Raw genomic sequence first — 20,313 nt, 5'->3', positions numbered from 1 at the left:
GTCGTCGTGTGTGCGGGCGGCGGGTGTGGTCCGGCGGGTGTGTCGTCCGGTCACGACTCCCCGCTCAGGTCTGCCGGCCGGTCACGAACCGTCGGCTGCGGCGCCTCGGAGCGACAGAGCGTGACCGCTCGAGGCGGGACCGACGGGGAGTCGTGACCGCTCAACCGCGCCGCGCCGCGCGGAACGGACGGAACCCGCTCGGACGGCGTGGGGACGACCGCAGGTCGGACGCGTCAGTCGGCGTCGGGCTCGGCGTCGGGCTGCTTCTTCGGGGCCTCGAGCTCAGTGGCGACGATGCGTGGCGCCTCGGACATGAAGCGCCGGACGTCCAGGTCCACGATGATGTCCTGCGGCCGGAGCGGGCGGGTGAGGAACAACCCCTCGAGCGAGGTCAGCCGCGACAGCGCCACGTACGTCTGGCCCGCGCTGAACACCCGGTTGCCGAGGTCGACCACGGCCCGGTCGTAGGTGCTGCCCTGCGACTTGTGGATGGTCACGGCCCAGGCCAGTCGGAGCGGGAACTGCTGGAACTCCCCGACGGTGTCCTTCTTGAGTTCCTTCTTGTCCGCGTCGTACGAGTACTTGAACTTCTCCCACACCGACGGCTGGACCTCGAACGACTCACCGTCGACGTCGACCCACACGGTGTCGCGGATGGCCGTCACGATGCCGAGGGTGCCGTTCACCCAGCGCTGGTCGGCGTCGTTGCGCAGGAACATCACGTGCGCTCCGGGCTTCAGCTCGAGGGCTTCGTCGGCCGGGAAGTTCCGTCCGCCGAAGTCACCGTTGACGTCGGCCTTGGCGGTCTTCACCTTGCCGGGCAGCCGTTCGAGGGCCGCCTTGTTGATCCGGGCGACCGTGTCGTTGCGGGTCGCCAGGGTGATGGCGTCGTCCGGAGCCGGACGTGCCCCGGCGGTGTTGAGCTGCTCGGCGATGTCCGCGGTGACCCGGCCGTGCCGGACGGCGGTGAGCATCGCGGCGAAGGCGTCGTCGCGCTGCCGGTGCACCGTGGCGAGCTCGATGATGTTGAGCTCGGCCTCGAGCCACACCTTGGCGTCGAAGAACCACATCGACCGGTAGTGGTCGGTGAAGTAGGCGCGCTCGTCGGCGTCGCCGGGCACCGGGGGCAGCTGGTACGGGTCGCCGAACATCACGACCTGGACGCCGCCGAACGCCTCGAACTGCCGACCGCGGGCCTTGCGGAGCGAGCGGTCCATGCCGTCGAGCAGGTCGGCGTTGACCATCGACACCTCGTCGATGACCAGGGTGTCGATCGTGTTGAGCAGCTTGCGGGTGTCCGGGCCCTGCCGCAGCTCGGCGTCGGCGATGAGCCCGATCGGCAGCCGGAACAGCGAGTGGATCGTCTGGCCGCCGACGTTGAGCGCAGCAACCCCCGTCGGCGCGCAGATGACGACCTGCTTCTCGGTGTTCCACGACAGGTGGTTGAGCAGCGTGGACTTGCCCGTACCGGCCCGGCCGGTGATGAACACGTGGTCACGGGTGTGCTCGATGTACTCGAAGACCGCGCGCTGTTCGTCGCTCAGCTCGATGCTCATCGGGCGTCCGCCCCGGGCGAGGGTTCGAGGTCGTCGCTGCCGTCGTCGAAGTCCAGTTCGTCCTGGTCGGCCCGGGCAGCGGGCTCGGCGGCGGCGGTCGGACCGGCCACAGCTGCGTCGCCGGCAGCAGCTGCGTCGACGATGTCGACCGCGTCTCCGCCGTCACGCCGCAGCCGCACGAGCACCACCACGACCACGGTCACCAGGAGCAGCACCCCGGCGACGATCAGCACCAGGCCGGCCCTGGCCTGGTCGACGAGCGGGTCCGGCCCCCACGTCCGACCCATCGCGCCGAACCACGAGGCCTGCAGCAGCCCGAGCGGCCCGCGCATCGCGATGCCGAGCGAGACCGTGCCCGCCGCGATCACCACGGCACCGACGATCCGGACGACCGCGGCAGCCGTGGTCGGACGACGGTGCCCGGCGGGGATCGGTGTGCAGAGTGTCGGGACGGCCAGGAGCCCGACCAGCAGGAACACGACGTCGCTGACGGTGCGGCCGGTGGGGTCGCTCACCGACCACCGGACGGCGTCGGTCGCGAAGAAGGCCCACCACAGGGCCGCCGCGAGCAGGAACGCGGGGAACGGCTGGGCCAGGTAGCGCACGGACGGGTGCTCGACGACGACGTCGGTCCACTCACGCACGCCCGTGCTGTCGTCGTTCCGGGGGTGCACGGCGGCGCGGATCAGCGCGACGGGTGCCGCCGCCCACACCAGGGCGGGGACCACCAGGCCGAGCAGTACGTGGGCACCGACGTTCGCCGAGACGAGGAACCGGTCGTACTGGTGCAGCGAGCCCGAGGTCGCGACCACCAGGGACACGACCGCCAGGGCCGCGGCGATCGAGCGACGCGCCGGCCACCGAACGCCGCTCCGCCGCAGTCGCACGACGCCGGCCACGTAGGTCGCAGCGAGCAGCACGGCGGCCATCAGCCAGAACAGGTCGATGTTCCACTGGGTCAGCCAGCCCCACGCACCGGGCGCGTGCGGCAGCAGGTCGTCGGTCAGGAGCTCCGCTGGGCTCGGGTCGGTGGTCTTGCTCAGGGCGATCTGGTCGACCGGGGTGGCGGTCCGCCCGAGTGCCGCGGCGAACCCCGACGCCACACCCATCACCGCGAGCTCGACGACGATGAGGGTCCAGAAGGGCCGCTGCCGATCGGGCGAGGTGGTCAGCGCACGGATGACCCGACGACGCTGCACCGCGCCGAGGACCCCGATGGCGACGATCGCACCGATCTTCACCAGGACGAGCGTGCCGTACGGGGTGAACAGGTTGGACAGCGCCCCGACGCGGATCTGCGCCGACGCGGTGCCGGAGACGGCGACGAGCACGAAGCAGCCGAGGGCGATGCTCGAGTACCGGGCCACGACGGCAGCCAGCCGGTCGCCGGGCAGCACCCCGCGCAGCAGCACGAGCATGACGAGCCCACCGACCCACAGCGCCGCACCGACCAGGTGCAGCCCCAGTGCCGTCACGGCGGCGTCGTGGCTCGCGGTGCCGGCGGCGTGGCCCTGCTGCGCGAGCGGGATGAGGCCGATCATCGAGACGCCGGCGGTCAGGGCGACCATGCCCCGCGAACGGACGGCGAAGCAGAGCACCGTGACGGCCGCGGCGACGAGGACGGTCACGAGCCAGGCGAGCCCGAGCTCGGTGCCGGTGAGGAACACCCCCATCGACTGCCCGAACTGCTCGTCGATGCTGATGCGCGAACCGGCGACGCTGAGGAACGTGCAGAACGTGGCGACGGCCGACGCGACCGTCCAGACGCCACTGGCCCCGGCCGCGACGTCGATCGCGCGGTTCCACTCGGGGCCGGAGCGCGAGAGGCCGATGGTCGCCAGCGCGAGCCCACCGATCGTGGTGGCCGCGGACAGGTCGACGACGAGCCGGGCGATCGGCAGGCCGAAGCGGACGACGGGCCCCGGGTCGGCGATGAGTGCGGGGTTCGCGCCCCCGCCGATGACGAGTGCCGTGAGCAGCGCCACGAACCCGACGAGCAGGAGCACGGCGGGACCGGCGATGCGCGCGATCCGATTCACCCGTCAAGCCTAGGCGGTGCCCACCCGGCCGACGGACGAGGCGAGCCGATCTGTGCAAACCGGCACGAGCCTCCAGGCAGGACATGCGCACCGGGCGCACGCGCGCCCGACCGAGCACACGTCCACGCACGCGCCCCGGGAACGACGAAAGGGACGGCCGAAGCCGTCCCTCCCGATGCGCGGAACAGTCTTACTTGACCGCAGCCTTGAGCTTCGAGCCGGCGCTGACCTTGACCGAGTCGCTCGCGGCGATCTCGATGGCGTCACCCGTCTGCGGGTTGCGGCCGGTGCGGGCAGCGCGGTGCGTCTTCTCGAAGGCGATCCAACCGGGGATCGTGACCTTCGTGCCGTCGGCGACGGACGACGAGACGACGCTGAAGAGCGCGTCGACGACGCCGTTGACGGTGGCCTGGCTCTGGCCGGACTCAGCGGCGACGGCAGCGACGAGCTCGGTGCGGTTCAGTGACTTGTCAGCCATGGATGTCCTCCTCGGACTTCTTGCAGTATCGGTCGGACGCACGTGTCGTCCGGCGCCCGGAGCGGTTGCCCCGTGCCACGGTGCCAGTGGGCCGAGGGCCCGGCGGAACCGGAGTTGAACCTACCAGCCGCCGGGGGTGAAAACCGCCGACTCGCCCGGATTTCCGGGGTTGTCGGGGCTCCGAGGGGGTGCTGGAGGGGCAGATGTGACGAATGACGGCTCGCATGTACCCCGTACACAGCGAACGCCCCGCCACCAGGAGGTGACGGGGCGTCGTGTACTGCGAGTGCTTACCAGGAGCTCTTCGTGATGCCGGGGAGCTCGCCGCGGTGGGCCATGTCACGGAAGCGGACACGGCTGATGCCGAACTCACCGAGGTGGCCCCGGGGGCGGCCGTCGATGGCGTCACGGTTGCGGTACCGGATGGGCGATGCGTCGCGGGGCAGCTTCTGCAGGCCCACGCGGGCGGCCTCACGCGACTCGTCGGTGCCGTTCGGGTCCACGAGGGCCTTCTTCAGCTCGAGACGACGCTCGGCGTAGCGCGCGATGATGACGGCACGCTGGTTGTTCTTCGCGATCTTGCTCTTCTTCGCCATGCTTAGCGCTCCTCACGGAAGTCGACGTGCTTGCGGATCACCGGGTCGTACTTCTTCAGCACGAGTCGGTCGGGGTTGTTCCGACGGTTCTTCTTGGTCACGTAGGTGAACCCGGTGCCCGCCGTCGAGCGGAGCTTGATGATCGGACGGATGTCCTGACCCTTTTTCGCCATCAGATCTTCTCCCCACGGGCGAGGAGATCCTTGACGACGGACTCGATGCCACGTGCGTCGATCACCTTGATGCCCTTCGCGCTGAGCGTGAGCGTGACGTTACGACGAAGCGAGGGCACGTAGTACGTCTTCTTCTGCACGTTCGGGTCGAAGCGACGCTTCGTCCGGCGGTGCGAGTGCGAGATGTTGTGACCGAAGCCGGGAACGGCGCCGGTCACCTGGCACACTGCTGCCATGGTTTCCTCCTGAGTACCGTGCGACCGGACGGCCGCACCCAAGTTCACTTGCCTGGTGCACACGCGCACCGTCACCGGGGTGACCGTGCGAGGGGGTTGTGTGCACCGCCCAGGTCCGCATCGCCTGTCGAAGGAGAGCCGGACACCGCGCGACCGCGGCGTTCGCGACGGTCGGAGGGCTTGGAACAACGGGTCCGCCGCGCGGACGCGGAGAACCAGGGGTCCACGTTACGCGAGGACCGGGCGTGTCGCAAGCCGCGCCTCCAGGCCTGGAGGCCCGTGGCTGCCGGACAGGGCCGCTCACGCACCCGCGTTGGTCGCCCCCACGGCGTTCGAGTGCGCAGAAGGCACCGGCTGCCGGACGCGGACCCGGGCCTACGGCGCCTGCGTCGGCTTGGGCGCGAGCGCCTGCACCATCAGCTCCCCGAGCTGCTGCGGCGCCGTGAACATCGGCCAGTGGCCGGTCTCGAGCCCGACGATGGAGAGCTCCTCGGTCGCGACGAGCTCGGCCGCCCAGGCCTGGTGGTCCGCCACCATCGCCAGCAGCTCGGCGGCGGGGATCTCGCAGGTGATGACCGTCGCGGGGATCGCGTGCCGTGCGGGGTCGGCGTAGTGGAACCGGTCCGACGGCACCGAGGCCGGTTCGGGGATCGCCCGGTGCTCGACGTCCTGCCGGACCTCGGGCGTCATGCCCCGGACGGTGGCGGGTTCCCAGATGTCCCACGACGGCAGCGGTACGACCCCGTCGACCACGGGCAGCTCGTCGTTGACGCACCCGCCCTCGGGCCCCGGGAACGTGTCGACGTAGAGCAGGTGCGCGACGAGCGACGGGCGCTGGTCGGCGGCCATGTACGCGATCGGCCCGGCACCCGAGTGTCCGGCGAGCACGACCGGTTCGTCGGCGGACGCGACGTCGTCCAGGATCGCGACCAACGCGGCGACCTGCTCGTCGAGCGTGTCGCCGTCGCGCGTGACCGCCTGCACCGAGTGCCCGGCCTCGCGGAGCACCGGGGCGACGTCGTCCCACGCGCTCGCGTCGAGCCAGAACCCGGGGACCAGGATGACGTGCATGCGGGGCAGGTTACTCGTCGGTGGCGGCGGTCGCGCGGGCTGCCGTGCAGACGGCGCACTCGCCGAAGATGTCGACGACGTGGCTGGCGTTGGTGAACCCGTTGGCCGCGGCGACGTCCTGCGCCCACTGCTCCACCGGGTCCGCCTCGATCTCGACGGTCCGGCCGCAGTTCCGGCAGATCAGGTGGTGGTGGTGCGCGTCCGTCGTGCACGCCCGGTACAGCGATTCGCCGTCCTGCTGCAGCGAGTCGGCGTCGCCCTCGGTGGCCAGGTCGGCGAGGGCCCGGTAGACCGTGGCCAGACCGATGGTCGAGCCCTCGTCCCGCAGGTGCTGGTGCAGCGCCTGCGCGCTGACGAACCCCTCGGTCGAGTCGAGGGCTCCGCGCACCGCTTCGCGCTGCCACGTGTTCCGCTTGGTCTTCTGCACGGCGTTCATGCTGACACCTCTTCCTTCCGACCGGCTGTCGACGTCGTCCCGGCCTGGAGGCCCGGCTCGCCCCCGCCACGCTGGTTCCGGCCGGCGACGCGGTTGCGTCCCCGCCTGTCGCGTCGTGACCCGATGATCCGACAGACCACCCAGATCGCGAACGAGATCGTCGTCACGTACGGGCTGATCGGCAGGCCGCCGCCCAGTGCGAGCAGGATGCCACCGACGACCGACGTCACCGCGAACACCGTCGACAGCACGGGCACGACGACCGGGTGCGAGCTGAGGCGCAGGGCCGCGGCCGCCGGGGTGACGAGCAGGGACAGCACGAGCAACGCACCGACGATCTGCACCGACACGGCGGTGGCCAGTCCGAGCACGAGCATGAACACGATCGCGAGGGTCCGCACCGGGATCCCCGCGGCCGCGGCCACGTCGGGGTCGACCGAGGCGAACATCAGCGGGCGCCAGATGACGAGCAGCGTCGCCACGACGATCGCGGCGACCACGATCAGGAACGTCAGCTGCGGGTTGTCGACCGAGACGATCTGCCCGGTGAGCAACCCGAACTTGTTGGCGGCCCGGCCCTTGTAGAGCGCCAGGCAGAGGATGCCGAGCCCGAGCCCGAACGGCATGAGGACGGCGATGATCGAGTTGCGTTCCCGGGCACGCGACCCGAGGACGCCGATGAGCAGGGCGGCGATGACCGACCCGACGAGTGAGCCGGAGACGACGTTCACCCCGAGCAGCAGCGAGGCACTGGCCCCGGCGAACGAGAGCTCCGAGATGCCGTGCACGGCGAACGGCATGTTCCGGGCGACGACGAACGGGCCGATGAGCCCACCGACGATGCCGAGCACCGCGCCGGCCCAGATCGAGTTCTGCACCAGCACGAGGAGCTGGCCGTAGTCCTGGAACGAGAAGACGGTCGACAGCACGTCCATCAGATCCGCCCTTCGTCCGGCTGGTCGGCGTGCGGGTCGACCTCGCCCGGGTGGTGCTCGTGGGCCTCGTTGGCCCCGACGATGACGATGCGTCCCATGGTGCGGACGACGTCGACGGGCGTGCCGTACAGGTCGCTCAGGACGTCGGCGCGCAGGACCTCGTCCGGGGAACCGATCCGGAACCGACCCCCGGCGATGTAGAGCACGCGGTCGACGACGTCGAGGATCGGGTTCACGTCGTGCGTCACGAAGAGCACGGCGGCCTCGCGCTGCCGGCGCTCGCGGTCGATGAGCTCGGTGATCCCGCGCTGGTGCCGCAGGTCGAGCGAGATGAGGGGTTCGTCGCACAGCAGCAGGGCGGGGTCTGCGGCGATGGCCTGCCCGACGCGGGTGCGCTGCTGTTCGCCGCCGGAGAGCTCGGCGACGGGGGCGTCCGCGAAGGCGGTGGCGCCGACCTCGTCGAGGACCCGGTCGATGCGCATCCGGTCGGCCTTCGACGCACGTCGGATGCCCCACCGGTGCCCGGTCACGCCCTGGGCGATCATGTCCCGCGCGCGCAGGGGCGTCCCCGCCTCCATCAGACGCTGCTGCGGGATGTAGCCGATCTTCCGGTGGCCGCGGTGCACCGGCTGTCCGAGGAACGACATCGTGCCGCTCGTCAGCCGCTGCTGCCCGAGGACGGTACGGAGCAGTGAGGTCTTGCCGGCGCCGTTCGGGCCGAGGACCGCGACGAACTCCCCCGGCGCGAGGTCGAGGTCGAGGCCTGCCCAGAGCTTCCGGGCGCCGTACGACAACCCGGCGTCGCGGAGCGCGAGGACCGGACGAGCCGCAGCCCGGTCGTCCACCGTGGTGGTCGCCGGGCTGGGGGTCGCCGCTGCTGCGGTCGAGGTCGTCACTTCTGGAGCGCTGCCTTCACCGCGTCGATGTTCGCCTGCTGCCACGAGACGTAATCCTGCCCCTTGGGGAGCGTCTCCGTGACACCGACGACGGGGATGTCGTTCTGCTCGGCCGCCTTCTGGACCTGCTCGGTCTCGGGGCTGGACGCCTGGTTGTTGTAGGCGAGGAGCTGCACGCGCTTGCCGGTGAACAGCGCGAGGGTGTCGCGGAGGGCCGCCGGCGGGACGTCGTCGCCTTCCTCGATGGCCTCGGAGAAGTCCGGCGGGGTCTCGTTCTCGAGCCCCATCGCGTCGAACAGGTACCCGGGCACCGGCTCGGTGTACGCCACCTTGTCGCCGGAGTCCTGCTTCTTGACGGCGTCGGTCTGGGACTCGAGGTCCTCGAGCTTGGTGGTGAGCGTGGCGGCGTTCTTCTCGAAGGCGTCCTTGCCGCTCTCGTCGAGCGCGCTGAGGTCCTTCGTGACCGCCTCGACCAGCTTCACCATCGTCGGGTAGCTGTAGAAGACGTGCTCGTTGAACTCGGCGCTCCCGCCCTTGTCGAGCCCGGAGAGCTTCACGACGTTGATCGTGTCGGCCTTGGTGTCCGAGGCGTTCGCGAGCGTCGTCATGAAGTCGTCGTAGCCGCCACCGTTCTCGATGAGCAGGTCGGCCTTGGAAACGGAGAGCTGCGTGCGGGCGCTCGACTCGAACGAGTGCGGGTCCTGCGACGGGTCGCTCAGGATGCTCGTCACGGTGACGGCGTCGCCACCGATGGTCTTGACGATCGAGCCGTAGACGTTCGTGGAGGCGACGACGTTGACCGTGCCGTCACCGCTGGCCTCCCCCGAGGCGGACGAGGTGGCGCACCCGGTCAGGGCGAGCGCGGCGGCGCCGGCGACGAGCGGGAGGGCGAGGAGGCGGTTGTGCATGGCACGACGCTAACGCCTACTGATAACGATTGTCAAAACCGCTATGAGGGCTCTCAGCGCGACCAGGAGACGGACGGGAGGCCCGGTGCCAGCTGGCACCGGGCCTCCCGTCCGTCGGAACGCGCGTCTACGGCTTGGTGGCCGCGTCGATCGTGTTCTCGGCGATCGTGTCCTCTTCACGCCCGGGGGTGCGGAGGTTCCACTTCTTGATCACGAAACTGAACAGGAAGTAGTAGACGACCGCGTAGCCGAGGCCGATCGGGATGAGCCAGATCGCGCCGTCGGCCTTGCCGAAGTTCAGCACGTAGTCGATCGCACCGGCCGAGAACGAGAACCCGTCGTGGATCCCGAGGGCGTTCACCAGGGCCAGCGAGGTACCCGTGAGCACCGCGTGGATGACGTACAGCGGGAACGCCACGAACATGAACGAGTACTCGAGCGGCTCGGTGATGCCCGTGACGAACGAGGTCAGTGCGGCGGAGATCATGATGCCGCCGACGAGCTTGCGGTTCTGCGGCTTGGCGTTGCGCCAGATCGCGAGGGCACCGGCGGGCAGTGCGAACATCATGATCGGGAAGAAGCCGGTCTGGAAGATGCCGGCGGTCGGGTCGCCCGCCAGGAAGCGCGGGATGTCGCCGTGGACGATGTCACCGGCCGCATTGGTGAAGCTGCCCAGCTGGAACCACGGGAAGAAGTTGAGCAGCTGGTGCAGCCCGATCGGGATGAGCATGCGGTTCGCGAACCCGAAGATACCGCCGCCGATCACGGCGTTGTCGGCGACGGCGGTGCCGGCTGCCGTCAGCGCGATGTCGAAGTAGCGGTAGACGAACGACATCAGGACCGCGATGACGAGACCCGCAGCGGCCGTCAGGATCGGAACCAGGCGGCGCCCGGAGAAGAACCCGAGGAAGTCGGGCATCTTCGTGCGGTGGAACTTCTCCCACATCACGGCGGAGACGAGACCCATCACGATGCCGCCCAGCACCCCGTAGTTGATCGTGGCCTGCTCGCCGTTGGCGTTCTTGACCCCGGCGAGGACGACCGGCGACATCACTGCGAACACCTCGTACATGACCATGTAGCCGACGACCGCAGCGAGCGCGGTCGTGCCGTCGGACTTCTTGGCCCAGCCGATCGCGATGCCGACGGCGAACAGCAGCGGGAGCCACGTGAAGATCGCCTGGCCGGCGGCCGAGATGACCCCGGCGCCGGTCTCGAAGCCGGGAATCGCGCCGAGGAGGTCCGGTTGGCCGATGCGGTTCAGGATGCCCGCTGCAGGCATGACCGCGATCGGCAGGAGCAGACTCCGTCCGAGGCGCTGGGCCTGTGCGAACAGCCGTGACTGCTTCTTCGGCTTCTTCTTCTCCGGCACATCCGTGGCAGTGGTGGCGCTCATCGGAGGTCCTCTCGTCATTGGGTGGAGCTGTCGGGGTGAGTTGAGTCGTGCAGCCAGCGCAGGTAACCTCGGCGGTGTCGCCAGGTCCGGTCCTGTCCGGTCATGACCAGTTCCGTAGTCTGATCCGCGAGCGGACCGGTGTCAACCTGCGACGCAAACCCTTAACGAGGAGGAAACGATGGCCGACATCAAGGCAGCCGACATCATCGCCGCACTCGGCGGTGCCGAGAACATCGAAGAGGTCGAGGGCTGCATCACGCGCCTCCGCGTCGAGGTCGAGGACGGGGACCTGGTCGACAAGGCCGCCCTGCAGGCCGCCGGGGCCCAGGCCGTCATCGGTGGCGGTACCGGCTGGCAGGTCATCGTCGGCACGATCGCCGACAACCTCGCCCAGGACATCCAGGACGAACTGTGACCGTCGTCCGCACCCCGTTCGGCGGCCCGGTCGTCGCCCTCGCCGACGTGCCCGACCCGGTGTTCGCCGGGCAGCTCGTCGGTGCCGGCGTCGCGGTCGACCCCACGGGCGTCGAGGGCGCGGTCACCGCGGTGGCCCCGGTCGACGGCACCATCGTGAAGCTGCACCCGCACGCGTTCGCCCTGCAGGGCGCCGCTGGCACCGACGTCCTGGTGCACGTCGGCATCGACACCGTGAAGCTCTCCGGCGAGGGCTTCGAGCTCCTCGCGACCGAGGGCGACACCGTCACCGCCGGTGACCCCGTCGTCCGGTTCACCCCCTCGGTCATCTCCGCCGCCGGGTACTCGCCGATCTGCCCGGTCGTCGTGCTCGGCTCGACGCCGGACAGCGTCGACCAGGGGAAGGTCGGCACCACGGTGCTCGACGGCGACACCCTCTTCGAGGTCTAGGGCCACTTCCCCCTTCGAGAGCGACTGTGTGCTGCGGAACCCCCGCGGCACACAGTCGCTTTCGCGTTGCTGGGCGGGTCTACGCGACCGCGGGGGTCGCGGTGACCTCCATCTGCACGCGGTAACGGTCCGATCGGTACCAGCTGCGGGTGTGCTCCACGGGTCGTTCCCCCGCGTACGACACCCGGTCGAACTCGAGCACCGGTGCTCCGGTCTTCGTGCCGAGCAGAGTCGCGACGTCGTCCGCCGCCGGGTTCGCCGCGACCGTCTGCTGCGCGCGGTCGATCGGGGTGCCGTACTCCGTGGCGATGATCGAGTACACCGACCCGGACAGGTCGTGGTCGAGCAGGCCCGGGAACGCGTCGGCCACGAGCCAGGCGTCGTCGATCGAGACCGGGGCGCCGTCGGCCATCCGCAGACGCTTCACGTGGAAGGCCGGCACGTCCTGATCGATCCGCAGGGCCGCGGCGGTGTCGGCCGGCGGCACGCGTTCCTCGCGCACGAGCACCACGGTGGTCGGTTCGTGCCCCATCGCCCGCATCTCCTCGGTGAACGAGGCGAGGTGCAGCGTCGACTGCACGGGCCGGTGCGCGACGAAGGTGCCCTTGCCGCGGACGCGCTCGAGGTACCCCTCGTTCACCAGCTGTCCGAGGGCTTCGCGCACGGTGATCCGGGAGACGCCGTACTCGGCGATGAGCTGGCGTTCGGACGGGATCGCGGCGCCGGGAGCCAGGCGGGTCGTGACGAGGTCGAGCAGGATGCGCCGCAGCTGCTGGTGCTTCGGTTCGGCACCCTCGGTGATGCGGCTCGTCATGCGTCCCTCGTGCTCCGTTGCTGGTCCTGGGCGGTGGTCATGCGCGGACATGACCAGTGCCCATCACAGTAGCGAGTCAGGCCGGGAAGACCAACGTCGGCGATCCCTGCCGTGGTGGAACATGCATTTCAGATTCTTGACATCAGTACTGCACCGCTGCCACGATCGGTCGAGCCTCATCGGGGGGCACATGGGAGGAAACAGTCACGCACAAGTCCAGAACGAAGATGCTCGTCGGCATCGGTCTCACCGTCGGCCTGATCACGGGCACTGCGACGGCGGCATCAGCTGCGCAGTTCGAGGTCATGGGATCAGGGTCGGAAGCCGGCGGAGTCACCGTCGCCGCTTCCGGCCGAGGTGTGAGCGGTGAGACCAGCGGCATCGGCACCGACAACGACGGCGGGGGCGGGAGCTTCTGGCAGCGGGGCGTCGGGAAGGACGACACCTGGTCGAACTACTTCCGCGAGAAGCGGTGCCACGGCGCGACTGCCGTCGGCAAGAAGTCGAAGCGCGTCACGAACGTGCCAGGCGGACGGTACGCGATGGCGATGACACCGAAGGCGCGCAGCGGCAACAAGGCGTACTACCACAACTGCTGAGACCGGGAGCGGGCGGTCTCGAGCGACCGTCCGCTCACGCTCACGCTCGCCGCAAGGGGGACCATGAACATCCGATCGGTGACGCTCGCCTACTTCGTCCCGCCCCTCCTGGCTTCCGTCCTGGGCTTCATCGGCCTGGTGCAGGTCAGCGAAGCCGGCATCGTGGGCGCCTCGTCCGTGGTGACCGCTGCCGCCGGCGCCGAGACCAGATCGAACCAGCAGGTCGCGATCGCACTCGAGCAGGTCGCCGAAGCCGAGCACGCGACGATCGCCCGGGTGGTGGCGGACCGCGAAGCTCCGACGACGCGTCGCGTGGCGCTCGTCACCGACGCTCCCTCGAGCCGCGGAGCCAGCTGGCTCCTCGACGGGTACGAGGACTTCACGAGATCGATGGACACCACCGTCCGTCCGATGTCGGAACTCGACCAGTTCGACCCGACCGGCTCGTACTCGGTCTTCGGGGACGACGACGCTCGGCGAGCCGTCGTGCGTGCGCTGGAAGGCGCCGGGTACGAGACCAGCGCGGAGCGCGTGCCGCTCCTGCAGCGCATCGGCGTCACCGACGGCTTGGATCAGACCCTGGCCTTGGTCGGCGCACTCACCTCGGGATGCGTGGTGCTCTGCCTGATGACGACCGTCGGGGCCCCTCGCCGCAGCGCAGTCCGCCGACTGCACGGAGACACCAGAGCCGCCATCGTCTTCCAGGAGCTGGCTGACCTCCGGACCACCGTGCTCGTCATCGTCATCGCGGCACCTGTCGCCGCCATCGGACTCTGGCTCTACAACGGACTCGCTTCGGCGGCGACCCTCGCCGCCGCGATCTCCGTGTTCTGCGTGGGGCTGCTCGCGCCGGTCATCGTGGCGCACGCGATCGGCACGGTGCTCGCGTGTCGACAGCCGTTGGCCGGCGCTCTGCGGGGCGCTCGACCAGCGGGTGCGCTCCTGCTCGTCGCACAGATCGCACGGGTGCCCGCGCTCCTGTTGCTCGTCGCGGCCGTGTTCGAACTGACCGGGGCGGTGACCACCGCGCGACAGGGCACGGCTGAACGGGATCTGCGGGCGGCCGGCGAAACCGTCCAGCTCTGGGTCACCCCGGATCCTCGCCCTGTCGAGGAGCAGGCCTACTGGGACCGCATCGGCGACTTCGCCGGTGGGGCGCTCGAGCGGCGTGATGCGTTCCTCGCCGCAGCGGTCGAGGTGTCGAGTGGCCGAGGGAAGTCGACGGTTCCTGCGCTCGTCGTCGACCAGGGCTACCTCGACCTGCAGGAAGTCCGTTCCGAGGACGGGGCCCGCATCACCACCGACGACGCGGAGATCGCCGTGTGGATGCCTGCCGACAGTGGGCTCTCCCGCGATCGGCTCGTCGAGGGCTTGACCGACTGGCAGTTGCGGGACGCACCCGACGCCCTCCTCGAGCACGTCGCCGGTGGCACGCTGGCACGCCAGCAGGTCTACTCGTACCCGGACGACGCGTCGTCGCTCGCGTGGCTCGACGACGCCGTGATCGTGGTCGTCCCCACGCCGGTCGACGTCTTCTCGGCCGATGAACTCGGATCGTGGTTGTCGACCGGAGACGTCGTCTTCACGTCCCGTGCTGCCGCCGAGCGGTCGATCGGCGCGTCTGACCTCCGCGCCGAGTTCAGCGCGGTCGTCGCAGTGGGTCAGTCTGCGGCGGAACAGGCACGGCACGCAGCGACGACGGTGGCGATCGGGACGGGCACCCTGGTCAGCACCCTCGCCGTCAGCGTCATGCTCGGGATGGTCGCCACGATCGCGCACCGACGCCGTCACGGCCGTGCGCTGTTCGCGAAGTTCACCAGTGGCGTCTCGCCCGTCCGCACCGATGCTGGCCTGCTGACGATCGAAGCCGGTCTGGTCTCGATCTCCGTCATCGCCGTCGTCAACACCTGGTGGTCGCAACGCCCGGACGGGAGCGGGCTCAGATCGGCGCTCGACCCGGTCGCGCAGTCAGCCGGAGTCGCCGGGGCGATCGCACTCGTGGCGCTCGCGGCGGTGAGCGCCACGAGCCTCGTCGTCATGGCCGTCACGGCGCGGAGCACTGCACGCAACCGAGGGAGCGGATCACGATGATCGAGGTACGGAATGCATCGAAGCGTCGCGGAGGCCGCGCGCTGTGGCACGACCTGTCGTTCGAGGTGGCGGGCGGCGAGATCGTCGGCTTGGTCGGGCCGAGCGGCTGCGGGAAGTCGACGCTGCTCGACTGCATCGGGCACATCGATGCGCTCGACCTCGGCACGATCCGGATCAACGGAGAGTCAGCGGGTTCGATCGGGCGGCGGGCTCGACTGATCCGGCGGCGCCACCTCGGGTACCTGTTCCAGGACTTCGGATTGGTGCCGGACATGACGGTCCAGTCGAACCTCGACGTGGTTCGCCTGCCAGACGGACGGAGGAGACACCGAGGCCTCCGGACGGGCGAGGCCCTGGACCGTGTCGGTCTGGCCGGACGCGGAACGGACCGGGTCCACGAACTCAGCGGCGGCGAGCAGCAACGGGTCGCGATGGCGCGACTCCTGGTGAAGCGTCCGTCGGTCATCCTCGCCGATGAACCGACGAGTGCCCTCGACGACGGAAACGCAGCGATGGTGCTCGACCTGCTGGGCGAGCTGGCGGCTGACGGAGCGGCCGTCCTGATCGCGACACATTCTTCGTCGGTCGAAGCGCGCGCCGCACGGAGCATCAGGCTCAGCGGACCGGCCGGCTGACGGCTCAGGCGTTGGCGACGAGCCAGGCGAACTGCTCGTCGGAGAGCAGCCGGTCGGTCCAGACCTGCCCCTCGACCCCGGCGGCCGCACGGTTCTGCGCTGCGGGAGCCCCCTGCCACACCAGCGACAGCCCCGCACGACGCAGCACGGCTGCAGAAGCAGGATTGTTCGTGAGCACGCGGCCGGTCACCGGGACGTCCGGAGCGGTGTCGGCGGCGGCACGGGCGGCAGCGAGGGCGATCTCGGACGCGAAGCCCTGCCCCCATGCCGCGGGCGCCAGACGGTAGCCGAGGTTCCAGACGCCACCGGCGGTCATGTCGACCCCGCCCACACCGACGAAGGCGTGGTCGGAGGCGCTGCGGACCGCCCAGGACCCGAGGCCGTGGCGTGCACGACCGCCGATCTTGCGCTGCACCATGTCCACGCTCGAGCTCCGCGCCACGTGCCGACCCGTGGGCAGGTGCTGCCACGTGCGGGCGTCCGAGAAGAGCGCGTGCACGTCGTCGATGTCGGCCGGGGTCAGCGGGGTGAGCAGGAGGCGATCCGTTCGGATCTCCTGCGAGGGGGTCAGGAGCTGGTGGACCATGCACCGATCATGCCGCCGACCCCCGACATCCGTGTGAACACCACGCGACGTTTGCGGAAGCCCGCAGATGGTGAGCAGGAATGGTCGAGTGGCTCGAAGCAACCCGACCATTTCTGCTCACGAAGCGGAACGACCGGCGCTCAGTCGAGCAGGAGCGCGGGCTCCTCGAGCACCGAGGCGACGTCGTGCACGAAGCGGGACGCCACGTCACCGTCGACGACCCGGTGGTCGAACGAGGCACCGATGGTCGTCACCATGCGCGAGCGGACCTCGCCGTCGACGACCCACGGCTTCGGCTTGATCGTGCCCATGGCGACGATCGCGACCTCGCCCGGGTTGAGGATCGGGGTCCCGGTGTCCATGCCGAACACACCGATGTTCGTGATCGACACCGTGCCGTTGGCCATCTGCTTCGGCGTGGTCTTGCCGTCGCGGGCGGTCAGGGTGAGCTCCTCGAGCGCCTGTGCCAGCTCGAGCAGCGACATGTCCTGCGCGTCCTTGATGTTCGGCACGATGAGCCCGCGCGGGGTCGCCGCGGCGATGCCGAGGTTCACGAAGTGGTGGACGATGATCTCGCGGTCGGTCCAGGTCGAGTTCACCGAGCGGTTCCGGCGGACGGCCCAGATGACGGCCTTCGCGACGATGAGCAGCGGCGAGACCTTGACGCCGGCGAACGTCGGCGAGGCCTTGAGCCGCTTGACGAACTCCATCGTGTGGGTCGCGTCGACGTCGACGAACAGTGACACGTGGGGTGCCGTGAACGCGGACGTCGTCATCGCGGTGGCGATGGCCTTGCGGACACCCTTGACCGGGATCGTCTCGCTGCGGACCTCGCCCCACTCGGGCGTCTCGATGTTCCGGAAGACGCTGGCCTGCTTCGCGTGCCGGATGACGTCGTCGCGGGTGACCTCGCCGGCAAGACCGGTCGCGACGATCTCGGTCAGTTCGACGCCGAGGTCCTTCGCGAGCTTCCGGATCGGCGGCTTCGCCAGGACGTTGGTCGCGGTGCTCTGCTTGTGCGCGGAGCCCGTGCCGAGGGCGCTGATCGCCTCGGCGGTGCTCTCCTCGCCCGGGTCGACGGAGGCTTCGGCAGCCGCGGCGGTGTCCACACTGGAGGCGCGGCTCGCCTCGGCCGCGAGCGCTGCGGCCCGGCGGGCACCCGGCTTGCGACGCGAGGGCGACGAGGTCGCCGAGCCGTAGCCGACGAGGACGGCGCCGGAGGACTCGTCCGTGCCCTGGACGGAGGCGTCGACCGCGACCGGTTGGACCGGCGCCGCCGGTGCGGGGGCCGCAGCGGGGGCCGGCGCCACTGCGGCCGGAGCGGGGGCAGCCGGAGCAGGGGCAGCAGCGGCGCGCGCCGGAGCGGGCGGGGTCTGCGCGACCGGAGTCGACGGGGTGGCCGCGGCCGGCGGGGTGGACGCGACCACCGGCGAGACGGGTGCGGTCTGGGCGACGGGCGCCGCGCCTCCAGGCTGCTCGACAGGCTGTTCCGCGGGCGGCGTGAGGGCCGCACCGGAGGCGACCGAGGCGTCCGAGTCGACACGGATGATCGGCTTGCCGACCTCGACCGTGTCGCCCTCGGACACGAGCAGCCCCGTGACGGTGCCGGCGAACGGCGACGGCAGCTCGACGAGCGACTTCGCGGTCTCGATCTCGACGAGCACCTGGTCGACGGCGATCTCGTCCCCGATCGCGACGCGCCACTGCACGATCTCGGCCTCGGTGAGACCTTCACCCACGTCGGGCAGGGGGAATTCGGCGGCGGCCACTACGGCTCCTTCGCGGATCTGGTCGAGCTCGGTCGGACGGGTCAGTAGGCGAGGGCGCGGTCGACGGCCTCGAGGATGCGGTCGGCATCCGGCAGGTGCAGGTGCTCGAGCTTCGACACCGGGAACGGCACGTCGAAGCCGGAGACCCGGAGCGGCGGTGCCTGCATCGTGTAGAACGCCCGCTCGGCGACGGTCGCGGCGATCTCGCTGCCGACGCTGACGAAGCCGGAGGCCTCTTGTGCGATGACCAGGCGACCGGTCTTGCGGACGGAGGCCAGCAGCGGCTCCCAGTCGATCGGCGAGATCGAGCGGAGGTCGATGACCTCGCAGCTGGTGCCCTCGGCCTCGGCGATGTCCGCCGCCTGCATCAGGGTGGCGACCATGGCGCCGTGCCCCACCAGCGTGACCTCGGTGCCGGTGCGGGCGACGCGGGTCGTGTGCATCGGGACGTGGCCGTCGACCAGGTCCACCTGGCCCTTGGGCCAGTAGCGGGACTTCGGCTCGAGGAAGATCACCGGGTCCTTCGACGCGATGGCTTCCTGGATCATCCAGTAGGCATCGTTCGGGGTGCTCGGGCTGACGACCCGCAGGCCCGGGGTGTGCGCGAAGTACGTCTCCGGGGACTCCTGGTGGTGCTCCACGGCGCCGATGTGACCGCCGTAGGGGATGCGGATGACGACGGGCAGCGACATGTGTGCCGGCAGGCGGTTCGCCATCTTCGCGAGTTGCGAGGTGATCTGGTCGAAGCCGGGCCACACGAAGCCGTCGAACTGGATCTCGACGACCGGCCGGTAGCCGCGCAGGGCGAGGCCGATCGCGGTGCCGATGATGCCGGCCTCGGCGAGCGGGGTGTCCCGAACGCGCTCGGCGCCGAAGCGGTCCTGCAGGCCCTCGGTGATGCGGAAGACGCCGCCCAGCTGGCCGATGTCCTCGCCCATCAGCAGGACCTTGTCATCTGCTTCCATGGCCGCGGCGAGCCCGGCGTTCAGGGCCTTGGCCATCGGCAGGGTCGGGGTGGGGTCACTCGGGACCTCGCCGGCGCCCGGGTGGGAGCGCAGGGTGTAGTCGAAGAGCTGCTCGGTGGTGCTCATGCGTGGGCGCCCCCTTCGAAGCCGGCCTCGTACTGGGCGAGCCAGGCCTTCTGCTCGGCGATCCGCGGGTGCGGTTCGCGGTACACGTTGTCGAACATGACGTCGACGGACGGTGCGGTCAGGGCGACGGTACGGCGTCGGACGTCGGCGGCGATGTCCTCGCCCTCTTCGTCGAACGCGGCGAACTGCTCGTCCGTCGCACCCTTCGAGCGCAGGTACGCCTCGGACCGGACGATCGGGTCGCGGAGGACCCATTCCTCGAGCTCGCCGTCGGCACGGTACCGGCTCGGGTCGTCGGAGCTGGTGTGCGCACCGATGCGGTAGGTGTCAGCCTCGATGAAGGCCGGGCCCTGGCCGCTGCGGGCGTGCTCGGTCGCGACGACCGAGGCCGTGTAGGACGCGAGGATGTCGTTGCCGTCGATCAGGACACTCGGGATCCCGAAGCCGCGCGGTCGGTCGACGAGCGGCGTCGGTGACTGCACCGACACCGGCACCGAGATGGCCCAGTGGTTGTTCTGCAGGAAGAAGACGACCGGGGCCTTGGTCGACGCGGAGAACACGAAGGCCTCGTTCACGTCGCCCTGGCTGGTGGCGCCGTCGCCGAAGTAGACGATCGAGCAGGCGTCGCGGTCCGGGTCGCCCGTACCGACGTCGCCGTCGAGCTTCTGGCCGAGTGCGTACCCGGTGGCGTGCAGGGTCTGCGAGCCGATCACCAGGGTGGAGATGTGCGTGTTGCCGCGCTCGTCCGGGTCCCACCCGCCGTGGGTCTGCCCGCGGTACATCGCGATGATCTCCATCGGCTCGACGCCGCGGTGCATGGTGACGGCGTGCTCGCGGTAGGACGGGAACACGTGGTCCTGGGCGCGGAGGGCGAAGGCCGAGCCGGTCTGCGCGGCCTCTTGCCCGTGGCTGGGCACCCACAGGCCGAGCTGGCCGGTGCGCTGGAGGTTGTGGCCGGCGTGGTCGAACCGACGGGTCAGCACCATGCGGCGGTGCATCGCCAGCAGGGTCTCGTCGGGGATCGCCCGCGCGGCGGCGGCGAACTCGGCGTTCTCGTCGGTCTCCACGAACCGACCCTCGGGGTCGAGGAGCCGGACGGTGGTCGTCGCGGGAGCCGCGGCGCGGAATGACATGCGGGCCAGCG

At 70.2% G+C, this 20,313-nt stretch carries 22 protein-coding genes; 5 read left to right on the top strand and 17 right to left on the bottom strand.

The genetic code is table 11. The annotated features are described in order from the left end of the window. Positions 1 to 233: 233 nt before the first annotated feature. The 12 genes from FFG40_RS04925 to FFG40_RS04870 form a co-directional block, all read right to left on the bottom strand. Positions 234 to 1,556: an ATP-dependent RecD-like DNA helicase gene (locus FFG40_RS04925; RefSeq protein ID WP_071246239.1), complete on the bottom strand. Its 1,323-nt coding sequence runs from the start codon at positions 1,554 to 1,556 to the stop codon at positions 234 to 236. Further along, the gene (locus tag FFG40_RS04920) at positions 1,553 to 3,595 is read right to left on the bottom strand and encodes a cytochrome c oxidase assembly protein (protein ID WP_138802436.1); all 2,043 of its coding nucleotides are present in this window, start codon (positions 3,593 to 3,595) and stop codon (positions 1,553 to 1,555) included. Before FFG40_RS04920 ends, FFG40_RS04925 begins: the two co-directional genes overlap by 4 nt. A 190-nt stretch (positions 3,596 to 3,785) precedes the next feature. Then, positions 3,786 to 4,073, bottom strand: coding sequence for an HU family DNA-binding protein (locus tag FFG40_RS04915; protein ID WP_017886454.1), 288 nt, complete (start codon positions 4,071 to 4,073; stop codon positions 3,786 to 3,788). Positions 4,074 to 4,363: 290 nt separating this feature from the next. Then, entirely contained in the window at positions 4,364 to 4,669 is a 306-nt protein-coding gene (gene rpsN / locus FFG40_RS04910) for a 30S ribosomal protein S14 (RefSeq protein WP_017886455.1), read from the bottom strand. A gap of 2 nt (positions 4,670 to 4,671) precedes the next feature. After that, positions 4,672 to 4,842 (bottom strand): 50S ribosomal protein L33, encoded by a 171-nt coding sequence (gene rpmG, locus FFG40_RS04905; protein ID WP_017886456.1) that lies wholly within the window; start codon positions 4,840 to 4,842, stop codon positions 4,672 to 4,674. Further along, positions 4,842 to 5,078: a 50S ribosomal protein L28 gene (gene rpmB, locus FFG40_RS04900; protein WP_027464952.1), complete on the bottom strand. Its 237-nt coding sequence runs from the start codon at positions 5,076 to 5,078 to the stop codon at positions 4,842 to 4,844. The genes rpmG and rpmB overlap by 1 nt, the downstream gene beginning before the upstream one ends. Before the next feature lie 375 nt (positions 5,079 to 5,453). Further along, complete coding sequence (locus FFG40_RS04895; RefSeq protein ID WP_138802435.1) at positions 5,454 to 6,149, bottom strand: alpha/beta fold hydrolase; 696 nt, start codon at positions 6,147 to 6,149, stop codon at positions 5,454 to 5,456. 10 nt (positions 6,150 to 6,159) lie between these two features. Continuing rightward, a complete protein-coding gene (locus FFG40_RS04890) occupies positions 6,160 to 6,585 on the bottom strand; it encodes a Fur family transcriptional regulator (RefSeq protein WP_027464954.1) in 426 nt (141 codons plus the stop codon). Beyond that, entirely contained in the window at positions 6,582 to 7,520 is a 939-nt protein-coding gene (locus tag FFG40_RS04885; protein ID WP_071246245.1) for a metal ABC transporter permease, read from the bottom strand. Before FFG40_RS04885 ends, FFG40_RS04890 begins: the two co-directional genes overlap by 4 nt. Next, a complete protein-coding gene (locus FFG40_RS04880; protein WP_051596603.1) occupies positions 7,520 to 8,365 on the bottom strand; it encodes a metal ABC transporter ATP-binding protein in 846 nt (281 codons plus the stop codon). The genes FFG40_RS04885 and FFG40_RS04880 overlap by 1 nt, the downstream gene beginning before the upstream one ends. A 47-nt stretch (positions 8,366 to 8,412) precedes the next feature. Beyond that, positions 8,413 to 9,324 carry a metal ABC transporter solute-binding protein, Zn/Mn family gene (locus FFG40_RS04875; RefSeq protein WP_111039737.1) on the bottom strand — a complete coding sequence of 304 codons (912 nt, stop codon included), beginning with the start codon at positions 9,322 to 9,324 and terminating at the stop codon, positions 8,413 to 8,415. A gap of 127 nt (positions 9,325 to 9,451) precedes the next feature. Then, positions 9,452 to 10,720, bottom strand: a complete 1,269-nt coding sequence (locus FFG40_RS04870; RefSeq protein ID WP_176708081.1) for a PTS transporter subunit EIIC — start codon at positions 10,718 to 10,720, stop codon at positions 9,452 to 9,454. Between the two features lie 178 nt (positions 10,721 to 10,898). Here FFG40_RS04870 and FFG40_RS04865 point away from each other — a divergent pair, with 178 nt between their 5' ends. Together FFG40_RS04865 and FFG40_RS04860 are read left to right on the top strand one after the other, a co-directional pair. After that, positions 10,899 to 11,135: a PTS transporter subunit EIIB gene (locus tag FFG40_RS04865; protein WP_111056696.1), complete on the top strand. Its 237-nt coding sequence runs from the start codon at positions 10,899 to 10,901 to the stop codon at positions 11,133 to 11,135. Further along, entirely contained in the window at positions 11,132 to 11,584 is a 453-nt protein-coding gene (locus FFG40_RS04860) for a glucose PTS transporter subunit IIA (protein ID WP_138802434.1), read from the top strand. Before FFG40_RS04865 ends, FFG40_RS04860 begins: the two co-directional genes overlap by 4 nt. A gap of 79 nt (positions 11,585 to 11,663) precedes the next feature. Here the strand turns inward: FFG40_RS04860 and FFG40_RS04855 are convergent, their stop codons facing one another. Then, entirely contained in the window at positions 11,664 to 12,398 is a 735-nt protein-coding gene (locus FFG40_RS04855) for a GntR family transcriptional regulator (protein WP_027464961.1), read from the bottom strand. Between the two features lie 227 nt (positions 12,399 to 12,625). Between FFG40_RS04855 and FFG40_RS04850 the strand changes: the two genes are divergently transcribed. The 3 genes from FFG40_RS04850 (at position 12,626) to FFG40_RS04840 (ending at position 15,723) form a co-directional block, all read left to right on the top strand. Continuing rightward, positions 12,626 to 12,997: a lactococcin 972 family bacteriocin gene (locus tag FFG40_RS04850; RefSeq protein ID WP_138802433.1), complete on the top strand. Its 372-nt coding sequence runs from the start codon at positions 12,626 to 12,628 to the stop codon at positions 12,995 to 12,997. 63 nt (positions 12,998 to 13,060) lie between these two features. Beyond that, entirely contained in the window at positions 13,061 to 15,088 is a 2,028-nt protein-coding gene (locus tag FFG40_RS04845; protein WP_138802432.1) for a hypothetical protein, read from the top strand. Beyond that, a complete protein-coding gene (locus FFG40_RS04840; protein WP_138802431.1) occupies positions 15,085 to 15,723 on the top strand; it encodes an ABC transporter ATP-binding protein in 639 nt (212 codons plus the stop codon). The genes FFG40_RS04845 and FFG40_RS04840 overlap by 4 nt, the downstream gene beginning before the upstream one ends. Before the next feature lie 4 nt (positions 15,724 to 15,727). On the opposite strand, the gene FFG40_RS04835 is transcribed toward FFG40_RS04840, so the two are convergent. The 4 genes from FFG40_RS04835 to FFG40_RS04820 all read right to left on the bottom strand — a co-directional run bounded on the left by FFG40_RS04835 (position 15,728) and on the right by FFG40_RS04820 (position 20,302). Next, the gene (locus tag FFG40_RS04835; protein ID WP_035807952.1) at positions 15,728 to 16,309 is read right to left on the bottom strand and encodes a GNAT family N-acetyltransferase; all 582 of its coding nucleotides are present in this window, start codon (positions 16,307 to 16,309) and stop codon (positions 15,728 to 15,730) included. Between the two features lie 140 nt (positions 16,310 to 16,449). Continuing rightward, positions 16,450 to 18,078, bottom strand: coding sequence for a dihydrolipoamide acetyltransferase family protein (locus FFG40_RS04830; RefSeq protein ID WP_138802429.1), 1,629 nt, complete (start codon positions 18,076 to 18,078; stop codon positions 16,450 to 16,452). A gap of 41 nt (positions 18,079 to 18,119) precedes the next feature. Beyond that, positions 18,120 to 19,079 carry an alpha-ketoacid dehydrogenase subunit beta gene (locus tag FFG40_RS04825; RefSeq protein ID WP_111123571.1) on the bottom strand — a complete coding sequence of 320 codons (960 nt, stop codon included), beginning with the start codon at positions 19,077 to 19,079 and terminating at the stop codon, positions 18,120 to 18,122. 86 nt (positions 19,080 to 19,165) lie between these two features. Continuing rightward, positions 19,166 to 20,302 carry a thiamine pyrophosphate-dependent dehydrogenase E1 component subunit alpha gene (locus FFG40_RS04820; RefSeq protein ID WP_138802428.1) on the bottom strand — a complete coding sequence of 379 codons (1,137 nt, stop codon included), beginning with the start codon at positions 20,300 to 20,302 and terminating at the stop codon, positions 19,166 to 19,168. Positions 20,303 to 20,313: the final 11 nt, after the last annotated feature.

The sequence above is a fragment of the Curtobacterium sp. KBS0715 genome (assembly GCF_005938005.2).
Taxonomy (GTDB): Bacteria; Actinomycetota; Actinomycetes; order Actinomycetales; family Microbacteriaceae; genus Curtobacterium; species Curtobacterium flaccumfaciens.
Note: the sequence above shows the minus strand (reverse complement) of the source record. Positions and strands in the feature narration are given on the sequence as shown.

What these genes read in the sequence shown, in the direction of transcription:
- FFG40_RS04925 (WP_071246239.1), bottom strand. Translation starts at nt 1,556, where the DNA reads ATGAGCATCGAGCTGAGCGACGAACAGCGCGCGGTCTTCGAGTACATC.
- FFG40_RS04915 (WP_017886454.1), bottom strand. Translation starts at nt 4,073, where the DNA reads ATGGCTGACAAGTCACTGAACCGCACCGAGCTCGTCGCTGCCGTCGCC.
- rpsN (WP_017886455.1), bottom strand. Translation starts at nt 4,669, where the DNA reads ATGGCGAAGAAGAGCAAGATCGCGAAGAACAACCAGCGTGCCGTCATC.
- rpmG (WP_017886456.1), bottom strand. Translation starts at nt 4,842, where the DNA reads ATGGCGAAAAAGGGTCAGGACATCCGTCCGATCATCAAGCTCCGCTCG.
- rpmB (WP_027464952.1), bottom strand. Translation starts at nt 5,078, where the DNA reads ATGGCAGCAGTGTGCCAGGTGACCGGCGCCGTTCCCGGCTTCGGTCAC.
- FFG40_RS04895 (WP_138802435.1), bottom strand. Translation starts at nt 6,149, where the DNA reads ATGCACGTCATCCTGGTCCCCGGGTTCTGGCTCGACGCGAGCGCGTGG.
- FFG40_RS04890 (WP_027464954.1), bottom strand. Translation starts at nt 6,585, where the DNA reads ATGAACGCCGTGCAGAAGACCAAGCGGAACACGTGGCAGCGCGAAGCG.
- FFG40_RS04885 (WP_071246245.1), bottom strand. Translation starts at nt 7,520, where the DNA reads ATGGACGTGCTGTCGACCGTCTTCTCGTTCCAGGACTACGGCCAGCTC.
- FFG40_RS04875 (WP_111039737.1), bottom strand. Translation starts at nt 9,324, where the DNA reads ATGCACAACCGCCTCCTCGCCCTCCCGCTCGTCGCCGGCGCCGCCGCG.
- FFG40_RS04870 (WP_176708081.1), bottom strand. Translation starts at nt 10,720, where the DNA reads ATGAGCGCCACCACTGCCACGGATGTGCCGGAGAAGAAGAAGCCGAAG.
- FFG40_RS04865 (WP_111056696.1), top strand. Translation starts at nt 10,899, where the DNA reads ATGGCCGACATCAAGGCAGCCGACATCATCGCCGCACTCGGCGGTGCC.
- FFG40_RS04855 (WP_027464961.1), bottom strand. Translation starts at nt 12,398, where the DNA reads ATGACGAGCCGCATCACCGAGGGTGCCGAACCGAAGCACCAGCAGCTG.
- FFG40_RS04850 (WP_138802433.1), top strand. Translation starts at nt 12,626, where the DNA reads ATGCTCGTCGGCATCGGTCTCACCGTCGGCCTGATCACGGGCACTGCG.
- FFG40_RS04845 (WP_138802432.1), top strand. Translation starts at nt 13,061, where the DNA reads ATGAACATCCGATCGGTGACGCTCGCCTACTTCGTCCCGCCCCTCCTG.
- FFG40_RS04840 (WP_138802431.1), top strand. Translation starts at nt 15,085, where the DNA reads ATGATCGAGGTACGGAATGCATCGAAGCGTCGCGGAGGCCGCGCGCTG.
- FFG40_RS04835 (WP_035807952.1), bottom strand. Translation starts at nt 16,309, where the DNA reads ATGGTCCACCAGCTCCTGACCCCCTCGCAGGAGATCCGAACGGATCGC.
- FFG40_RS04825 (WP_111123571.1), bottom strand. Translation starts at nt 19,079, where the DNA reads ATGGCCAAGGCCCTGAACGCCGGGCTCGCCGCGGCCATGGAAGCAGAT.
- FFG40_RS04820 (WP_138802428.1), bottom strand. Translation starts at nt 20,302, where the DNA reads ATGTCATTCCGCGCCGCGGCTCCCGCGACGACCACCGTCCGGCTCCTC.